The organism is Rhizobium sp. KNZ14-9A, assembly GCF_056755015.1.
Window position 1 is genome coordinate 2,719,073 of record NZ_JBPGXB010000002.1, and the last position, 16,910, is coordinate 2,735,982.

15 protein-coding genes are annotated in these 16,910 nt (G+C 61.7%); 7 read left to right on the forward strand and 8 right to left on the reverse strand.

All coding sequences use genetic code 11. The features are described 5' to 3' along the window. The first annotated feature begins 64 nt into the window (after nucleotides 1–64). Nucleotides 65–1,573, forward strand: a complete 1,509-nt coding sequence (locus ACR9ZQ_RS20260) for a mechanosensitive ion channel family protein (RefSeq protein ID WP_113322585.1) — start codon at nucleotides 65–67, stop codon at nucleotides 1,571–1,573. Nucleotides 1,574–1,576: 3 nt separating this feature from the next. Here ACR9ZQ_RS20260 and ACR9ZQ_RS20265 read toward each other — a convergent pair whose 3' ends face one another. Continuing rightward, nucleotides 1,577–2,071 carry a YcgN family cysteine cluster protein gene (locus ACR9ZQ_RS20265; protein ID WP_310377891.1) on the reverse strand — a complete coding sequence of 165 codons (495 nt, stop codon included), beginning with the start codon at nucleotides 2,069–2,071 and terminating at the stop codon, nucleotides 1,577–1,579. Nucleotides 2,072–2,258: 187 nt separating this feature from the next. Here ACR9ZQ_RS20265 and ACR9ZQ_RS20270 point away from each other — a divergent pair, with 187 nt between their 5' ends. The 3 genes from ACR9ZQ_RS20270 (at nucleotide 2,259) to ACR9ZQ_RS20280 (ending at nucleotide 5,702) form a co-directional block, all read left to right on the forward strand. Beyond that, nucleotides 2,259–4,442, forward strand: a complete 2,184-nt coding sequence (locus tag ACR9ZQ_RS20270; protein ID WP_481428656.1) for a transglycosylase domain-containing protein — start codon at nucleotides 2,259–2,261, stop codon at nucleotides 4,440–4,442. Between the two features lie 131 nt (nucleotides 4,443–4,573). Next, nucleotides 4,574–5,161 carry a DUF1214 domain-containing protein gene (locus ACR9ZQ_RS20275; protein WP_310377895.1) on the forward strand — a complete coding sequence of 196 codons (588 nt, stop codon included), beginning with the start codon at nucleotides 4,574–4,576 and terminating at the stop codon, nucleotides 5,159–5,161. Beyond that, nucleotides 5,154–5,702: a DUF1254 domain-containing protein gene (locus ACR9ZQ_RS20280; protein WP_310377898.1), complete on the forward strand. Its 549-nt coding sequence runs from the start codon at nucleotides 5,154–5,156 to the stop codon at nucleotides 5,700–5,702. The genes ACR9ZQ_RS20275 and ACR9ZQ_RS20280 overlap by 8 nt, the downstream gene beginning before the upstream one ends. Nucleotides 5,703–5,717: 15 nt before the next feature. On the opposite strand, the gene ACR9ZQ_RS20285 is transcribed toward ACR9ZQ_RS20280, so the two are convergent. After that, nucleotides 5,718–5,891: a hypothetical protein gene (locus ACR9ZQ_RS20285; RefSeq protein WP_310377900.1), complete on the reverse strand. Its 174-nt coding sequence runs from the start codon at nucleotides 5,889–5,891 to the stop codon at nucleotides 5,718–5,720. 541 nt (nucleotides 5,892–6,432) lie between these two features. Between ACR9ZQ_RS20285 and ACR9ZQ_RS20290 the strand changes: the two genes are divergently transcribed. Then, nucleotides 6,433–6,642, forward strand: a complete 210-nt coding sequence (locus ACR9ZQ_RS20290; RefSeq protein WP_481428657.1) for a hypothetical protein — start codon at nucleotides 6,433–6,435, stop codon at nucleotides 6,640–6,642. Between the two features lie 256 nt (nucleotides 6,643–6,898). Beyond that, nucleotides 6,899–7,951 carry a DUF2336 domain-containing protein gene (locus tag ACR9ZQ_RS20295; protein WP_481428658.1) on the forward strand — a complete coding sequence of 351 codons (1,053 nt, stop codon included), beginning with the start codon at nucleotides 6,899–6,901 and terminating at the stop codon, nucleotides 7,949–7,951. 201 nt (nucleotides 7,952–8,152) lie between these two features. On the opposite strand, the gene ACR9ZQ_RS20300 is transcribed toward ACR9ZQ_RS20295, so the two are convergent. The 4 genes from ACR9ZQ_RS20300 to ACR9ZQ_RS20315 form a co-directional block, all read right to left on the reverse strand. Continuing rightward, entirely contained in the window at nucleotides 8,153–9,739 is a 1,587-nt protein-coding gene (locus ACR9ZQ_RS20300) for an ABC-F family ATP-binding cassette domain-containing protein (RefSeq protein ID WP_481428659.1), read from the reverse strand. A 124-nt stretch (nucleotides 9,740–9,863) separates the two neighbouring features. Then, on the reverse strand, nucleotides 9,864–10,202 hold the full coding sequence (locus ACR9ZQ_RS20305; protein ID WP_481428660.1) for a DUF1491 family protein: 339 nt from the start codon (nucleotides 10,200–10,202) through the stop codon (nucleotides 9,864–9,866). 37 nt (nucleotides 10,203–10,239) lie between these two features. Beyond that, nucleotides 10,240–11,688 (reverse strand): methyl-accepting chemotaxis protein, encoded by a 1,449-nt coding sequence (locus tag ACR9ZQ_RS20310; protein ID WP_481428661.1) that lies wholly within the window; start codon nucleotides 11,686–11,688, stop codon nucleotides 10,240–10,242. A 189-nt stretch (nucleotides 11,689–11,877) separates the two neighbouring features. After that, nucleotides 11,878–12,852 (reverse strand): oxidoreductase, encoded by a 975-nt coding sequence (locus ACR9ZQ_RS20315; protein WP_310377910.1) that lies wholly within the window; start codon nucleotides 12,850–12,852, stop codon nucleotides 11,878–11,880. A gap of 54 nt (nucleotides 12,853–12,906) precedes the next feature. Between ACR9ZQ_RS20315 and ACR9ZQ_RS20320 the strand changes: the two genes are divergently transcribed. Next, nucleotides 12,907–13,974, forward strand: coding sequence for an AraC family transcriptional regulator (locus ACR9ZQ_RS20320; protein WP_481428662.1), 1,068 nt, complete (start codon nucleotides 12,907–12,909; stop codon nucleotides 13,972–13,974). Between the two features lie 86 nt (nucleotides 13,975–14,060). Here ACR9ZQ_RS20320 and ACR9ZQ_RS20325 read toward each other — a convergent pair whose 3' ends face one another. Together ACR9ZQ_RS20325 and ACR9ZQ_RS20330 are read right to left on the reverse strand one after the other, a co-directional pair. Next, a complete protein-coding gene (locus ACR9ZQ_RS20325; RefSeq protein ID WP_481428663.1) occupies nucleotides 14,061–15,014 on the reverse strand; it encodes a peptidoglycan-binding domain-containing protein in 954 nt (317 codons plus the stop codon). Beyond that, entirely contained in the window at nucleotides 14,986–16,524 is a 1,539-nt protein-coding gene (locus tag ACR9ZQ_RS20330) for a sensor histidine kinase (RefSeq protein WP_481428664.1), read from the reverse strand. Before ACR9ZQ_RS20330 ends, ACR9ZQ_RS20325 begins: the two co-directional genes overlap by 29 nt. Nucleotides 16,525–16,910: the final 386 nt, after the last annotated feature.

A 16,910-nucleotide genomic window follows, 5' to 3' on the forward strand; every position in this document is an offset into this window, starting at 1 on the left:
GTGTCAGAGGACAGGACTTCTTCTTCCGTGATATAGGGTCCAACGCCCAATCAGGATGTACTGCATGTCATGGCAGATGCTGGAAGATCCGCTGTATCAGTTTATTGTTCTCGTTCTGGCCAGTGCCGCGGCGCGGTTCATTTTCGGACGGGAACCTGCCTTCCGGTTGATCGCCAACTTCATCTTCTTCGCGCTGCTGACCTTGCTGCTCGTGAAGCACGAGATTGCCCCCTATACGTCCGATATGGGCAAGGCCGACGATCTCTTCCGGCGCATCTTCGTCGGGGTCGCCAAGGCCGTCTGGTGGATAGGCGGCGCAATGGTGCTGGCGAGCTCGGTGCGGCTCTTCCTGATTTTCGAGCGCAAACCACGCGAGGGGCGCCTGCTGCAGGATCTCGTCGTCGCCATCATCTATCTCGGCGCCGGGCTTTCGGTCGTGGCTTACGTCTTCGGCGCGCCGATCGGCACGCTGATTGCTACATCGGGTGTCTTCGCCATCGTGCTCGGTCTTGCGCTGCAGAGCACACTGAATGACGTATTCTCGGGCATCGCGCTCAATCTCGGCCGGCACTATAGCGTCGGCGACTGGATCGTCCTCGACGATGGCGTGCAGGGCCGCGTGGTGGAGACGAACTGGCGTTCAACCCATCTTCTGAACGGCACCAACGACCTCGTCATCGTTCCCAACAGCGCGCTCGCCAAGGCGCGGCTGACGAACCTGACGAGCCCTGAAGAAGCCCATGGCGTCTCGCTGAAGATCCGGGTTGTTCCCTCGATCCCACCGGCGACCATCGAAGAGACGATGCGCACGGTACTTTTAAGCAGCAACGCCATCCTGAAATCCCCTACCCCTGTTGTCAGCGTCACGGGGCTCGACAGCAATGCCATCGAGTTTGAGCTCTCTTTCCGTGTCTCCGGACTGGGCGAAGCGACGGCTGCCCGGAACGAAGTCTACGATCTCGTCTATCGTCACACCAAGGCGTCAGGCCTGCAGCTTGCGCCACCTGCCGGGTCGACGCTTCCCCCGGTTGCCGATCCGCTGGAAGCGGCCGGAAAGCACCCGAATTCGGCCTGGCGGCTGCTGAACGCCATCCCGCTCTTCTCAACACTGACGGAAGACGAAAAGGAGTCGCTCGCGGCCGACATGAAACGGCTGAATTTCCGCAAGGATGCGCTGATCGCGACGCAGGACACCTCGCTGACCTCCCTGATGATCGTGCGGCGCGGCGTTGCCGTCGTGGAGCGGATCGAGGGCAACGAGATCATCGAGCTCGCCAGAATTGCACCCGGCGATCTATTCGGGGAACGCGGCGTGCTGATGGGTGCGCTCGAGCCGGCCAATATCCGCGCGCTCACATCCGTCATCGTCTATGAAATCGCCAAGGACCATCTCGCCGCGATCATGCAGGAACGGCCGGCGCTTGCCGAAGAGCTGGGACTGCTGCTGTCGCGCCGGATCGAATCCGAGAAACATCACTTCAGCGCCGGCGTATCGGCTGAAGGCAGCCATCCGACGACGCTGACGACGCGCATCCGGCATCTGTTCCAGATCCCCCATGGCACCTGGCCGTAGCGGTCAGCCGGCCTTTTCTTCGGCTTCCCGGTTTTTTTCGGCGTCCTCCCCGACCGTCAGCGGCCAGTCGACGACATAATCCTCGAAATCATCGACATCGACGTCGTTTTCGCTGATGGTGCGGCCGCGGGCCGAGATGCCGGCAGCGTGGACGGTTTCCGGATCCCCTGATACCAGCGGGTGCCACCAGTAGAGATCACGGCCCTCATTGACGAGGCGATAGCCGCAGGTCGGCGGCAGCCATGCGATCTCGGAGACGTTCTCCTTGGTGAGTTGAACGCAGTCAGGCACGAAATCCCAACGGTTCGGATAGCTGGAACATTGACAGCTCTCGCTATCGAGCAGCTTGCAGCGGACCGAGGTGAAATAGACGTCGCCGCTATCCCATTCCTCGATCTTGTTGAGGCAACAGAGGCCACAGCCGTCGCAGAGGCTTTCCCACTCCTCGGCATTCATTTCGGCAAGCGTCTTGCGCTTCCAGAAGGGCAGATCGTTCATCGTTCGTTTCTTGCAACAGCCGCCCGCAAATTCGCGTGACGACCGTTCAACTCTCTTGTTCTTGTGCGCAAAATCAACCAATCATTCAACATGCTCCGGCTATCCGGAGAGTTGCGGCCCCTTTCAGGCCCCGCTCCTGCGTCCGGATTTCACGGCCGCCGAGCGTGCTCAGGCGGGAATATAGGACGTGCAGGATCCGGACAACCCAGATAATGGGCCAGACGAGCCCGAAAACGGGCAAGGCAAGAAGCCTCAGAAGCAGCAGTCGAAAAACCGACACCTGTTGCTGCGTATCGATTCATGGATCGACTCGACCGTCTGGAACGCCGGCTTCCGCGCCGCCGAAATCTGGGAAGACACGACCATCTTCTTCCGCCGCTTCCGCGTTCGCGGCTGGAAACGCGCGGTGTTCGAACTCGCCGGCGAAGGGCTGACGCTCGGCGCCGTCGGCATGGTGCTGATGCTGGCGCTTGCCCAGCCGGCCTTCGAATCCACCAAGGAAGACTGGCGCAACCGCGGCGATTTCGCCGTCACCTTCCTCGACCGCTACGGCAATGTCATCGGTCATCGCGGCGTGATCCATCAGAATTCCGTGCCAATCGACGAGCTGCCCGATTCGCTGATCAAATCCGTCATCGCGACCGAAGACCGCCGCTTCTTCGACCATTTCGGCATCGACGTCGTCGGCCTCTTCCGCGCCATGGTCACCAATGCCCAGGCCGGCGAAGTCGTGCAGGGCGGTTCGACGCTGACGCAGCAGCTCGCCAAGAACCTGTTCCTCTCCAACGAGCGCTCGATCGACCGCAAGATTACCGAGGCCTTCCTGGCGTTCTGGCTGGAAGCCAACCTTTCCAAGAAAGAGATCCTCGCCACCTATCTCGACCGCGCCTATATGGGCGGCGGCACATTTGGTGCGGCGGCTGCGGCGCAATTCTATTTCGGCAAGAACATCACCGACGTAAATCTGGCCGAATCCGCCATGCTCGCCGGCCTCTTCAAGGCACCGGCCAAATATGCCCCGCATGTGAACCTGCCGGCGGCGCGCGGCCGCGCCAACGAGGTGCTGACCAACCTCGTCCAGAGCGGGCTGATGACCGAGGGACAGGTGATCGCCGCGCGACGTAATCCCGCAACCGTCGTCGACCGCAACGAGGTGGAATCGCCGGACTTCTTCCTCGATTGGGCCTTCGACGAGGTGCAGCGCCTGTCGCCGCGCTTCCATCAGCGCTCGCTGATCGTGCGCACCACGATCGACATGGGCATCCAGCAGGCGGCGGACGATTCCGTCGAGACGTCGCTGCGCGAATATGGCGAGGCCTATCACGCCAAACAGGGCGCGATGGTGATGATCGAAAACGGCGGTGCCGTGCGCGCCATGGTCGGCGGACGCGACTATGGCGAGAGCCAGTTCAATCGCGCCACCAAGGCGCTGCGCCAGCCAGGCTCCTCCTTCAAGGTCTATACTTATTCGGTGGCCATGGAGAGCGGGATGACGCCGAAGACGACGATCATCGACGCGCCCATCTCCTGGGGCAACTGGAGCCCGCACAATTACGCAAACCGTTATGCCGGGCGTATCACGCTGGAAACCGCGGTCGCTCAGTCGATCAATACGATTCCGGTGCGCCTTGCCAAGGAGAAGCTCGGCATTCAGCCGATCCGCGCCATGGCCAAGGCCATGGGCGTCGAAACGCCGATCCGCGACGACGTGACGATCCCAATCGGCACGTCCGAGGTGACGGTGCTCGATCAGGCAACGGCCTATGCGGTGTTCCCGACCGGCGGCTACCAGTCCCGCCGCCATGGCATCACGCAGATCCTCGATTACGATGGCGACGTTCTCTACGATTTCGATCGTGACGAACCGCCCGCCCAACGGGTGCTTTCCGAACAGGCGGACAGCTACATGAACCAGATGCTGTCGCGGGTGCCCTATGTAGGTACGGCGCGAAAGGCGGCGCTCGACAACGGCGTCGTCACCGCCGGCAAGACGGGCACGACGCAGGCCTATCGCGATGCCTGGTTCGTGGGCTTCACCGGCAACTACACCTGCGCCGTCTGGTTCGGAAACGACGACTATACGTCGACCAACAACATGACCGGCGGCTCGCTGCCAGCCATGACCTTCAAGCGCGCCATGGACTATGCCCATCAGGGTGTCGCGCTGCGCGCCATCCCCGGTATCGAAAACCCGCTGCCATCCGAAAAGGATGTCGCCAAGGCCCAGGCCAGCAAGCCGAAGGACGGCGTGCCGACCCTCATTCGCCCGCGCATGCTCTCGGTGCAATCGACAAACATTCTCAAGGGCATAGGCGAGAAGCTGAAGGATGCTGCACCGCTCGAAGTGCAGAAGGTCGCGAGCGCGGAGTGATGCTTCGGCTGTTTTAGTCAAACCGACATATCCGGTTTGCCAAGACTTGGGGAACACATCGCCTCACGGCATTCCACCCTGCCAGAATCAGTGGTACCCCTTTCAACTGATTTGATCTTCAAGGGCGCAAGGTGTTTCGGTTTCCCCTTTTCATCCTGATCACGCTGATCGTCGCCTTTGGCGGCGGCATCATGATTTCGCTTTATGCGCTGGATGCAACGCAGGGATTCGGGGCGATCAAGCTCGGCGCTTGGGAGGCCTTTCCGGAACTCCAGACCGTCGACGCGGACCCCTACGCAAAGTCGCATCGTGCGCGCGCAGGCAAGCTGCTCTATGGCAGTGCCGAGGGCCTGACCTTTACAGCAAGCGTCGACGATAGCGGCGAGCGGCTGAATGCTGCCTGCCATTACCGCATCATCGGCCAGACGCCGCCGGCGCGGCTGTGGACGCTGTTTACCGCCGACAATGCCGGCAACCCCGCCTCGCTGCAGCCGAGCCTGCCGGCAGCGCTGAATTCATGGACGGTGCTGCGCCAGCCCGACAGCAGCTTCACCATCGACATTGCGACACACGCTAAGCCCGGCAACTGGCTGGCGCTACCACAGGCCGGCACGTTCCGGCTGGTACTGACGCTGTTCGACACGCCGACGGCCGGTAGCTCCGGCGTGATCGATCTTTCGATGCCGAAGCTGACCAAGATCGGATGCGGCAATGCTTAGGGTGTTCTTCGCTCTCCTCACCGGGCTTTTCGGCGCAGCACTTCTGCACCTCGTCATCATTCTCGCGCTGCCGCACTTCACCGGCCGCGATGCGGCGACGCGCGTGGAGGCGGAGGGCGATTTGAACAATTTCTATCTGCTTACCGGCCGCTATGACGAGGCAGGGCTTGCCAACGGCGATCCCTTCGTACGCACCGCCGTCTGCTCCTTCGATGTGGGCGAGGCGCCGGTGCATTTCACCGCCAATGGCAATGTGCCCTTCTGGTCGATTGCGATCTATGACAGCGCCTCTAACGAGGTCTTCAGCATGAACGATCGCACCTCCGTCGGCGGCGCGCTCGACGTTGTTGCGGCAAGCCCGATCCAATTGACGGACCTCCGCAAGAACCTGCCGCAGGAACTGCAGCAGACGATCATGGTAGAGACGGCACATCCTGAGGGATATGCAGTGCTGCGCACGCTGGCGCCGCAGGCAAGCTTCGACGAAGCCGCGCGAGCCTTCCTGACGGAAGCGGGTTGCGATGAACTCGACGCCCGCTAGGGTTGTTTTCGTGAGTTACTTGTTGTTGACGCGCGGCGCAGAATGCGCCGGATTTTTCTTCGGGGTTTCGACGATCCGTTCGTAACGGACGCCGGTGAACCAGAGGATTTTTGCTTCGCGGGGCTCTTTACCCGTGGTGCGGCGCGGCTCCTCTCGCAGCCGGTCCGCCAATGCGACTACAATTGCCATTCTCGTCTCCATGCACTGCCCGAGACGGATGAACTTGCGATGGATTTCACCCTGCCCGCCATGCTGCGGGCCAGCGCGTCCTCAAGCGCCGGATGAACCGGACCGAGGGCATTCGCGCCTTTCTCACGGCACCTGACCGAAATACCGTGATGTTGCGGAGCTTCCACGATCCATATTCCCAAATCGCGTCGTTCCTGTCCGAATTGAGACACACGACCGTTAACAGATTACTAATATTCAGCCACTGCTTTGGGCAGTCTGCTCGGCACTGAGATAACGCGCAGACTGGTTGTTTGGTTTCAGTCGTGGAAAAGAAAAGACCGGCCGGAAGCCGCCGGATAAAATTAGAAACAATTCATATAGTTAACAGCTCTTTCTCGTTGAAGCGGCAGCTGCGCTGCGGGTGTTGCAAATATGCGTCATAAAAATATTAATTGTTGCAAGGGTGGATGGGTGTATTCTCACCCAATCGGCCAAAAGTTTAAGGCGTTGGCCGCTTGGGAGATTATACGTGCTCTTACTGCCATAAGGAGAGCAACCCATGCCCCTTTTATATAGCGCCCCATTCACATCAGAAGATCTGGATATATTGCGTAGCGCGCTGGATGCGTGGTGCGCGGAAAAGCAGATCGACATCAGAAGTGTCGAAGCGCAGTTTGCTGCTTCGACCGCGCTCGACCTTTTTTACCAGTCGGGCCATAACGACCACGACAAACTGCTGTCGGCACTCAGAGGCCGCAAGAGCCTCTAGATTATTTGCCGGCTATTTATCCGCATCTTTAAAAACTGGAAATCGCCCCGCTTCCGGGGCGTTTGATTTTATTTTGCCGGCTCATTAATCCGCGACACGCGAAACGTGTATATTTCTGTTGCATTTTAATAGAATCTTCAGCATCCATTAACCGTGCCGGTGTAGGATTTGTTCATAACCGTATGCCTGACATGCGTCCCGCCAGCGCTTGTCGGCCCACGGTCTCCCGCTTGTTCTGCGTTTTCGGGGTGTTCTTGTGCGTGACCGGTTTCGAGACCTAGAGGGCCCCATGGCCATCAGGAAGAAGGACGTGGTGTTAATGGCGACTGTCAGCAGTTTCGAGAACCTGTCACATCCGACACGCTCCGAACTGCGCCAGTTTGCCGAACTCTTCATGCCGCTTTTCCAGGCCTCCTCCGAAGAGGCAAGGCGCCAGGCCGTGGCCGCCCTTTCCCAATGCGAGAATATGCCGGCAGCCGTAGCCCTCTTCATCGGCAACCAGCCGATCGAAGTCGCCGCTCCTTTCCTCACTGCCTCCAAGGCAATCAGCGACGATACGTTGATCACCATCGCCCGCACCCATGGTGCTGCGCACGTGAAGGCGATCGTCAGCCGGGATTCCCTGTCGCCCAAGGTCATCGATGCGTTGGTGGCGCTACGCCAGGCCGAGCCGCGCCCATCCTCCGCCGCACCGGCGGAGCAACCGGCTATGCCGCTTTCGCCGATGCCCGCTGCACCAGAAGTGGACCAGCAGGAAGCAGAACGCATTGCCAATGAAGAGGCGCTGCGCGAGCGCATCCGAAGCCTTGCCGGCCATCTCGGCCGCAACGATGAGGATCGGCTCGGCCTTCGCTCGCTGTCCGACATTCAGGAGGCGCTGCTGGTGCGCTTTGCCCGCTCGCGGGAAGCCACGCATTTCGCCACCGCACTTGCCGATGCGCTGTCTGCCAGCCGCTGGCTTGCCGAGCGCATCATGCTCGACCTCTCCGGCCAGCAACTCGCCACGACGCTGACGAGCCTCGGCATGGGCTTTCTCGATTCCGTCTTCGTGCTGGAAAAGCTCTATCCGCATCTTGCTGAAGTGCAGCACAATGTCAGCCGCGCCTTCCTTGTTCTCGATGCGCTGGACCCGGAAGAGTGCCATGCCCGTGTCGAAGCATGGCGCCGCGCCGACAACTACACCTACAATCCGCAAAGCCCGGCGGCAGCCCAGCCGGCACCCGCAGCACAGCCACAGGCCGCGCCGGCCTATCGCTTCATCCGGCAGGCGCCGGTGCGCGACCTCAAAAGCGTCAACCGGGCGCGCTAACCGTCAAACAATCGCGTCGGTCCCGCTGCGGCCCGACACCATTTATGCGCTTGAAAGCATTGCTGACGGCGCTTTCCGACGGATAGCCCGGCCAGTCGAAGACGGCCAATGCGCTTTTCGCGCTTGAGCTCGACCGACGCAGAGGCTGCCGAGCTGTTCTGGTCGCTCAGCGAAAAGCTGCTCGGCATCTCCTTCACGTAACTATCTTGCAGGCAATTCCAGCCGGCGCGTGATACCGACCATCTCCAGGAACACCTCGTCATGGCTAACGATCAGCAGTGCACCGTCATAGGCTCTGAGGCCCGCTTCGACGGCGGCGATGGAATCGATGTCGAGGTGATTGGTCGGTTCATCGAGGATCAGCAGCGCCGGCGGTGTCGCGCCGCCGAGGACACAGGCAAGGCCGGCGCGCAGAAGCTGGCCGCCCGACAAAGTGGAAACGATCTGCAGCGCCGCGTCCGCCCGGAACATGAATCGGGCGAGCGCTGCACGGCAGGCATTCTCATCCGATTGCGGATTCAGCCGTCGGAAATTGTCGCGGATCGACGTCACCGGGTCGAGCAGGCTGACGCGCTGGTCGAGCATCGAGACCGAGGTCAGCTGATGAACCGTTCCTTCCCACGGCTGCAGATCGCCTGAAATCAGCGCGAGCAACGTCGTCTTGCCCGAGCCGTTTGGGCCGGTAACGGCAATACGTTCGGGGCCGGTGATATCGAAGGACAGTTTGCGGATGATGGGTTCGTCCGTCTCGTAACCGGCCGTGACGGCGTCGATCTTCAGCACCGATCTGCTTGGCGGCAGGCCGGTCGAGGGCAGCTTGACGGAGAGCGGCTGCAGGATCTCGATGCGCTTGCGCGCCTCCTCGGCATCCTCGAGCGCCTGCGTGTGACGCCGTCCTGCGAGGCGGGCATTCTCGCCACTGGTACTCTCCGCCTGCCGCTTCAGCCCGCCCGCAACGATACGCGGCATGTCACCCTTGGCCGCTTTCTTCTTGCCGGCGCTGTCCTTGCGAGCCTTGCGCTCAGCCGTTTCCTGCGCGCTGCGGGCGACTTCCGCCACACGTTTCTTGGCATCCGCCAGATCGTGTTCGGCAGCGGCGAGTTCCAGCGCCTTGCGGGCGCGGTAATCGCTCCAGTTTCCGCCGTAGCGGGTGGCGCCCAACGTCGTCAGCTCGACAACGGCGTCCATCGTCTCCAGCAGTTCCCGGTCATGGCTGACGACCAGAGCACCGTGGCGCCAGCCGCTGAGAAGCGAGATCACCGCATCGCGCCCATCCCGGTCCAGATTGTTGGTCGGCTCGTCGAGGATGAGGAAATCCGGATCTTCGAAGATCAGGGCGGCGAATGCTGCACGGGTGCGCTGGCCGCCGGAGAGCGCTGCCAGCAGCGTCAGCGGCCCGGCGGCGAGGCCGGCGCGTTCCAGTGCGGCTTCCATGCGGGCTTCGAGCGTCCAGTCGGCAACGGCAATCTCGTCAGCGCTCGCTTCGCCGCTTTCGGCGCGGTGGAGAATGGCAAGCGCCTGCGCCGCACCGAAGAGATCGGCAACCGTTTCATCCGGCCCGACCTGCACGCTCTGGCGCAGTATGCCTATGGTGCCGGATACGGCGACAGAGCCGGTCTGCGGCTGCAGTTCGTCGGCGACCAACTTCAGAAGCGTGGTCTTGCCAACGCCGTTGCGACCGACGAGGCCAGTGCGCTCAGCATTGAAGCTCAGATCGATATTGGAGAAAAGCGGCCGGCCGTCAGGCGTGGACCATGAAAGATTGGAAAGTGTAATGGATGCAGGCATGGAAATCCCCGATGGCAAGGCGAATTGGCATTGCGATCAGGTTGGAATCCATTTTGCACCGTCCTGTTGGTATTGCGGATGGCGGTAAACTAGGCGGGAATTGGCGTAAATTCAAGGCAGGCCGTCAGCCGGCCGTCGGGATGAGTTCCGAGACCTTGTCTGTCTCGAGCTCGACAATCCAGAGATCGGGGTCGAACTTGCGCTCGCGGTCCAGCATCTCCCGCACCTTGTCCGGCTCGGCGCGCTCCAGCCTGACTTCGAACAGGCGGTCGCCGCTGCTCTCCTCATCGAAGAAGCTCTGCGGGGCTGGTGCATAGAGGGTTTCGAGGCCGTCACGGAAGCGCTGGCGGATGAAGATGGCACCGGCCTGCTCAGCGCCCTTCTTTTCCACGGCAGCAAAATCGCCCGCGGAGAAAACCCTGCGGACGAGAGCGGAAACGTAGATATCGGCGCGCAATCTCATGGGCGCGGTATAGACCGTGCGGCAGGTGGCGGCAACGCTATACCTTGACCGCCAGCCGCAGGCCGCCCCAATGCCGGCCGCGGACGGTGATCGGGGCGGAAATATCTTTCATCATGACAAAATTGCCGCCGCCCATGTCCCGCCGATAGGTCTGGACGAGGAAGGGCGCAGTGCTCCTGCCGGCGGCAAGGCCAACGCGATCGTTGAAGATGCGGCGATTGCGGCAGTTGGCGGTATTCCAGACGACATCGCCCGGCCGCTGCGGCTCAGAGAATTTGCGGTTATGGGTCGGCAGGTAACCATTTTCATCGATGGCGGCGCAAAAGGCGATGCGTTGGTCAGCGCCGGCCACCGGCTCCTGGATCGACGGCAGCAGGCGGTCGGTGAGATCAGTGAAGGGTGCCATCATCTGCACCGGATCGGTGCCTGATATCGGCTGGTACTGGCGTTTGAACAGGCTCTCCATGCCGATTGCGCCTTCGGCAACGGCACGCTCCAGAGCATGCGATATATGGCCAGCGACGGATTGCGCCTGTTCGATCCAGTGGCGGTCGGCGGTTTCCACGCCGGCGCTCGCGGTCAGCTGGATCAGCGTTTCCGACAGACCGACGACGCTGTCGACGCGTTTTGCCGCCTGCTGCAGTCGGCCGTTGGAATCCAGCACCTCGGCGGACATTTCGCCGAGCTTGGCGACGAAGCCGGCGCAATCGCGGTCCACGGCCTCGGTCGTATTGGCCATGACGGCGGATGAATCGAGGATGCGGGTAATGACATGCTCCATGCTTTCGAAGGCGCCGCGCATTGCCTCAGACTTTTCGCTGACGCCAGCAGCACTCTTGCGCGCGCCGCCGCCGACAGTCGAGAGACGATCGATCTTGACGCGAAGCTGCTCCAGCGTTTCCTGAATGGAGCCCGTCGCCTTGGAAGTCTGCAGCGACAAAGCGCGGATCTCAGAGGCGACGACGGCAAAGCCCTTGCCCGCCTCGCCGGCGCGGGCGGCCTCGATCGCTGCATTGAGCGCTAGAAGATTGGTCTGGCGGGCGATGGTGCTGATTTCGGCCGCCACCTTGTCGACGTCGGTCAGTGAGCGGGAGAAGCCGGAGATTTCCGTGCTGATCTCTTCCGATGACTGAACCATATGGCGGATTTCCTCGACCGAACCGGACAGACGGTCGGCCGATTCCTTCAGCATGTGGCGCGCTTGTGTGGCGGTACTATCCGTCTCACGCAGCGAAACGGCGACTGAGCGGTTGGTCTCGGCGATCGAAAGGGCTGTGCGGGTGACGTCGTCGAAGGCAGCGGCATGGCGGGCGGACATCGCCGCCATGTCCTGGATAGCGCCGGCTATATCGGCGAGGTCGACACCAAGCGTGGAGGCCTCCTCGGCAAGGCGCGAGAGGATGTGGCGCAGCGCGTCGCGATCCGGTCCACCCGGTTCGTGAGCCGGACTTGCGGCATTCTCCTCCACTGCCTTCAACGCCTGCATGATCGAGCTCCCCCAAGCTACATTAGGGAAGCTTCAAACAACATGGTTAACAATTGGCTAAGAATATCGAGGGTTAGACTTAGGTCTTAGGGCCTCTGCTCTTCCGTGATTCTGGGTCTGTCTCCAGCATCTGCTGGCAGCAGATGCCAGGCACAAGGCCGAGGATGACGTCAAGTGTGGGCTCCGTCTTCAGCTCTGCGTCAGTCCCGTCAGTCTTTCGCTCATCTGCCACAAACGCTCAGCAAGCTCCGGATCGGTCGCCCAGGGGCGCACGCCGAGCAACTCCTCGGAGTTGGCTGGAACAGCCTTGGCGATATCGCAGTTCTCGCAATAGACGCCGCCCAAACCTTCCAGCTCATCGCTGACGGCGCACCAGATGGTGGTTGCGGCGCCCTGGGCGATGGTCTTCTTGTTGTTTTCGGGATCGATGACCGGATTGCCATCGGCATCCACATAACCGCTCGCCAGAAGATATTCGCGCGACTGATGGCGGATGAGATCGGTCGTGACGATGCCGCCCGGATGCAGCGAGAAGGCGCGCACGCCCTCTCTTGCGCCCAAAGCATCCAGCGAGATGGCAAAAAGCGCATTCGCCGTCTTCGACTGGCCGTAGGCGACATAGGGCTGGTATTCGCGGTTCTCGAACATCGGATCGTCGAAATCGATGCCGGCGCGGACATGGCCGCGAGAGGAGACGGCAACGACACGGGCCCCCTCCGCCTTCACCAGCGCCGGCCAGAGGCGGACGGCGAGCTGGAAGTGGCCGAGGTGATTGGTGGAGAACTGCGATTCATAACCGCGGCTGTCGCGCGTCAGCGGATTGGCCATGACGGCGGCGTTGTTGATGAGGAAATGCAGCGGTTCGCCATTCTCCAGGAAGCGGTCTGCAAAGTCGTCGATCGTGTCGGGATCCATCAGATCCATGTAGTCGAGCTTCAGACCGGGAACGACTTCTGCTGCGGCCCTCGCCTTCTCGATATTGCGGGCGGGAACGATGACCTTGGCGCCGGCGGCTGCCAGTACGCGGGCAGTTTCGAGGCCGAGGCCGGCATAACCGCCGGTGACGATCGCCACCTTGCCGGTGAGATCATGGCCGGCAATCACCTCTTCCGCCGTGGAAGCGGCGCCGAAGGCGGAGCCTATAGGAGCTTGGGGAGTGGACATAGGATGTCTCCTTTCTAGTTGGAGAACATCTATGTCCGACGCACGGGATTCTGAATGCTTGTAAATCCCGATTTCTTGCGCCATCGTACAAAGATGACCAGTGATCCCCTCTCCGAAATGCTCAGTCTGCTCGATGCCCGCTGCCTGATGGCCGGCGGGCTGATTGCCGGCGGCGCCTGGGCGCTTGCCTTTCCGCAGCCGAACCGCATCAAGATCAGCGCGGTGGCCAAAGGCCGCTGCTGGCTGGTGCTCGACAATGGCAGCGAGCCGATCCTTCTCGAAGCCGGCGACGTCGTCCTGCTTAACGGCAAGCATTCCTTCGTGTTGGCAACCGATCTTGCGATGACGCCGGCCGATGCTGTCACGACCTTCAAGGAGAAGAAGGTCAATGGCATGGCGCGGCACGGCATGGGCGAGGATTTCCTCTATATCGGCGGGCATATCGCGCTTGGACCAACCGGCACGGCATTGCTGCTCGACGTGCTGCCGCCGGTCATCCATGTGCGGGCGACCCTTGCTGAGGCCGGCGTGTTGCGCTGGCTTCTGGATCAGCTGGTGCGGGAAATGGCGGCGGGTAAACCGGGCGCACTGCTTGCCTCCACCCAGCTTTCGCAGCTCATCTTCGTACAGGTGCTGCGCGCCCATATCATGACATCGGAGCCGCTGACGGTTGGCTGGCTGCGCGCCTTCGGCGACGAGAAAATCGCGCCGGCGCTGCGACTGATGCATTCGGACCCGGCGCATGACTGGCAGCTTGGAGAGCTTGCGAAATCGGCCGGCATGTCGCGCACCAGCTTCGCGCTGCGCTTCAAGACGGTCGCGGGCGTCGCTCCGCTCACCTATCTCACCGCCTGGCGCATGCGCCTTGCCGAACGGGCGTTGCGCGAGGGCTCGATGCCCGTCTCCTCGCTGGCGCTTTCACTCGGCTATACCTCAGAAAGCGCCTTCAGCAATGCGTTCAAGCGCGTGACCGGCATTGCGCCGAAGCGCTACCGGACGTCGGCTGCCATCAATGTCGGCCCGATCGAAGAAGTGGTGGATGTGGAAGGACGGGTGCCGACGGTGGACTACCGGCTCCTGCGGCTGGCGAACCAGCCATCGTCCCTTGCGCGCCAGGTTTGACGACAAGGTTGTCACCATCAGCAGCCAATTTTGGTTCGTCTTTTCTTCCGGGAGCAAAACCGCTGCGCATGTTTGCCGGGATTGCTTTAAAGCGCGCCGATTTCCTTGAGCTTCTTCAGCACGGCTTCGCTCGGCTCGCCATTTTCCGGAAGATTATAGTGCTTCTGGAAGTGTCTGATGGCAGCGCGGGTCTGTTCGCCGGCAACGCCGTCGACGCCGACATTGGCGTAGGCCATGTTGGTGAGGCCCTTCTGGATCTTCAGCACCAGATCGACATTGGAAATGCCTGACAGCGGAACCTGTTTCGGCGCGGACGGCGCCGTCTTGACGGTCTTTTCGGCGCTGCGGATGGCAGCTGCAACCGGATCTTCCTCCGTTGCCTTCGACGTCACGTCCTCCCGCGGCTTTTCGACGGGAATGGTCGAGGGGCCGGCGGCATCGGTTCTGAGCGCTGCGAGCACTTCGGGCGTCGCGTCGCCGCTTTGCGCCATGCCGACCGTTTCCTCGAAGAAGAGGATGGCGGCACTGGTGCGCGGGCCGATGACGCCATCCGCATTGCCGTTATAGAGACCGCGGCGGATCAGCTCCTTCTGGATATCCATCACGAGCTGGTTCGGCTGCTGGCCGGCCACGGCAGGTGGTGGCGTGGTCTGGGTCGTCGCGCTGGCATCGTCCGGCCGCTCGATGCGGAACGTGGTGACATCGCCTTGCGGCTCGGCCTGCGGACGAAAGCCGATAGCCGTCGGCGCGCCCGGATCGCGCGTGCGGAAGATCGGATGCGGGTGCGAGCCCGGCTGATACCAGAGCGCATTGGCGGCGACGAAAGAGAAGATGACGACGAAAGCGATCGTGCCGCCGGCAATGGAAGGATTGCGGCCGATGACGCCGCCGAGCGCACCAGCACCCTGGAGACCGAGGCCACCCAGCGCGGTCGCGCCCTGCAGGCCGACACCGCCGAGCGCCGCCACACCGGTCATCAAAAGGCCCGGCTGCTGCCGCCCTTTCCTGCCTTTAGGCGATTTTCGCTTGCGCGCGGCCATCGAAGAGCCCCTCCTCCAGTTCTACGGCGACCACCGCACCCTTCAGTCGCGGCGGAAATTCGACGGGGCCCGTCTGGCCGGTATCCTCGCCGGTGCAGGCGCCGGAACCATCAGCGGCGATCTCGATGGTGATGATCGTGCCTTCGCCCGGCTGGCTGGCGATGGCGAAATGACCGCCATGCAGGGCGACCAGGCCCTTGACCAGCGAGAGACCAAGACCCGTGCCCTCGAATCGGCGGGTATAATCATTCTGGACCTGGACGAAAGGTTGGCCGAGTGTGGCGAGCCTGTCGGCCGGAATGCCGATGCCGGTATCGCTGACCGTCAGCTTGAGAATGCCGTCACGCATGGCCGCATCGACAGTGACCACGCCGCCAGCGTCGGTGAATTTCACGGCATTGCCGACGAGATTGATGAGGATCTGCTGCAGCGCGCGCTGGTCGGCCACGACCTCTCCGATACCGCGCTGGACACGGTTCGTCAGCGTGACACCCTTGCTCCTGGCCTGCAGGGCCAGCATTGATTCGCAGGAGCGGATCGATGCGCCGATATCGAAAGGCTCGAGCATCAGCTCGTAGCGGCCGGCCTCGATCTTGCTCATGTCCAGCATCGTGTTGACGACGGAGAGCAGATGCGCGCCGGATTCACGGATCAGGCCGGCATATTCACGCTGACGCTCGTTCTCGAACTTGCCGAAATATTCGCCGATCAGGATATCCGAAAAACCGAGGATGGCGTTCAGCGGCGTGCGCAGCTCATGGCTGACGGCGGCAAGGAAGCGGGATTTGGCGTCATTGGCCGATTCCGCATCGGTCGCGCGTGCCTGCGCCTCGGCGCGAAGCCGCTGTTCTACCGAAACATCATGCAACTGGGCAACGACGGCCGAAAGCATGCCGTCGATATCGCGCCGCGCGGTCATATCCATACGCAGGTAAGCGAACTGCCTGCTATCGCGCGAGACCGAGGGACGCTCCAGCCTGAGATCGACGATCGCTTTTTCCTCGCCCTGGCGTAGTGCATCCAGCGCCTGCAGGAAAAGAATGCGGTCGGAAACATGCACCTGCTCGAAGAAGCCTCGGCCTTTCAGGTCGCGCATCCAGGCGAGATAGTCGCGCTTGTCGCGGCCGCCCGTCATCGTCACGCTGCCATGCGGATCGAGGAAGAGCACGAGGCCTGGGCTCATCTCAAGGAAGAGATCGTCGGCAGTGGCTGCCGCCACGTGCTGGGGGATAGCCTGCCGAGCCAGCGCGATGCTGCCGACGGCGGAAAAGAGAAAGGCGGCGCAGACGGTGGCGACACCGGCCGGCAGTGCAACAGCGGGGCTGGTGACGATGGAGAGGCCGACCGGAGCGGCAATAAGAGCGGCAGAAGACAGGAAGACGAGGCGGCGCAGAATCGCGAGCTCACTCTGGCGCACAGCTTCGCCACCGCTCGTCCGGGAGAGCCAGCCTGCCGCTGCCCGGTCCACGAGGGCTGTCGCCCGGCCGCCGATGTCACTCAATACACGCACGCAATACCTGCCCGAAAAGGCCTTTCATTACCCCGGACAATAGGCCCCCTCGGCTTAAGGAAAGGATAAGGCAAAGTCGCCTTCCACAGCCCAAAAACGCTAAAAGTCCCGTTTTGGGCCATCCGCATGGCTCTTTGAATTTTGTGGTTAATAGCAGGTAAGCGACGGATTTTCCTCATATTTCAGCATTGCGTTAACTCTTATGGCAGAGCGGCGGGCCAAAAGCCCAACGATTGCAGGCGGCGGCTGCCACCATGCTTAACGACATCCGGTAGAATTTGACTGAAATGCCCCGAAAATACCGATCATTAAAATTCGAGACAAATTTGCCGCAAATGCCAGTGAGTTTCGAAAAGCGGCATTCGCAACTTGGCGGTAGGGTGCAA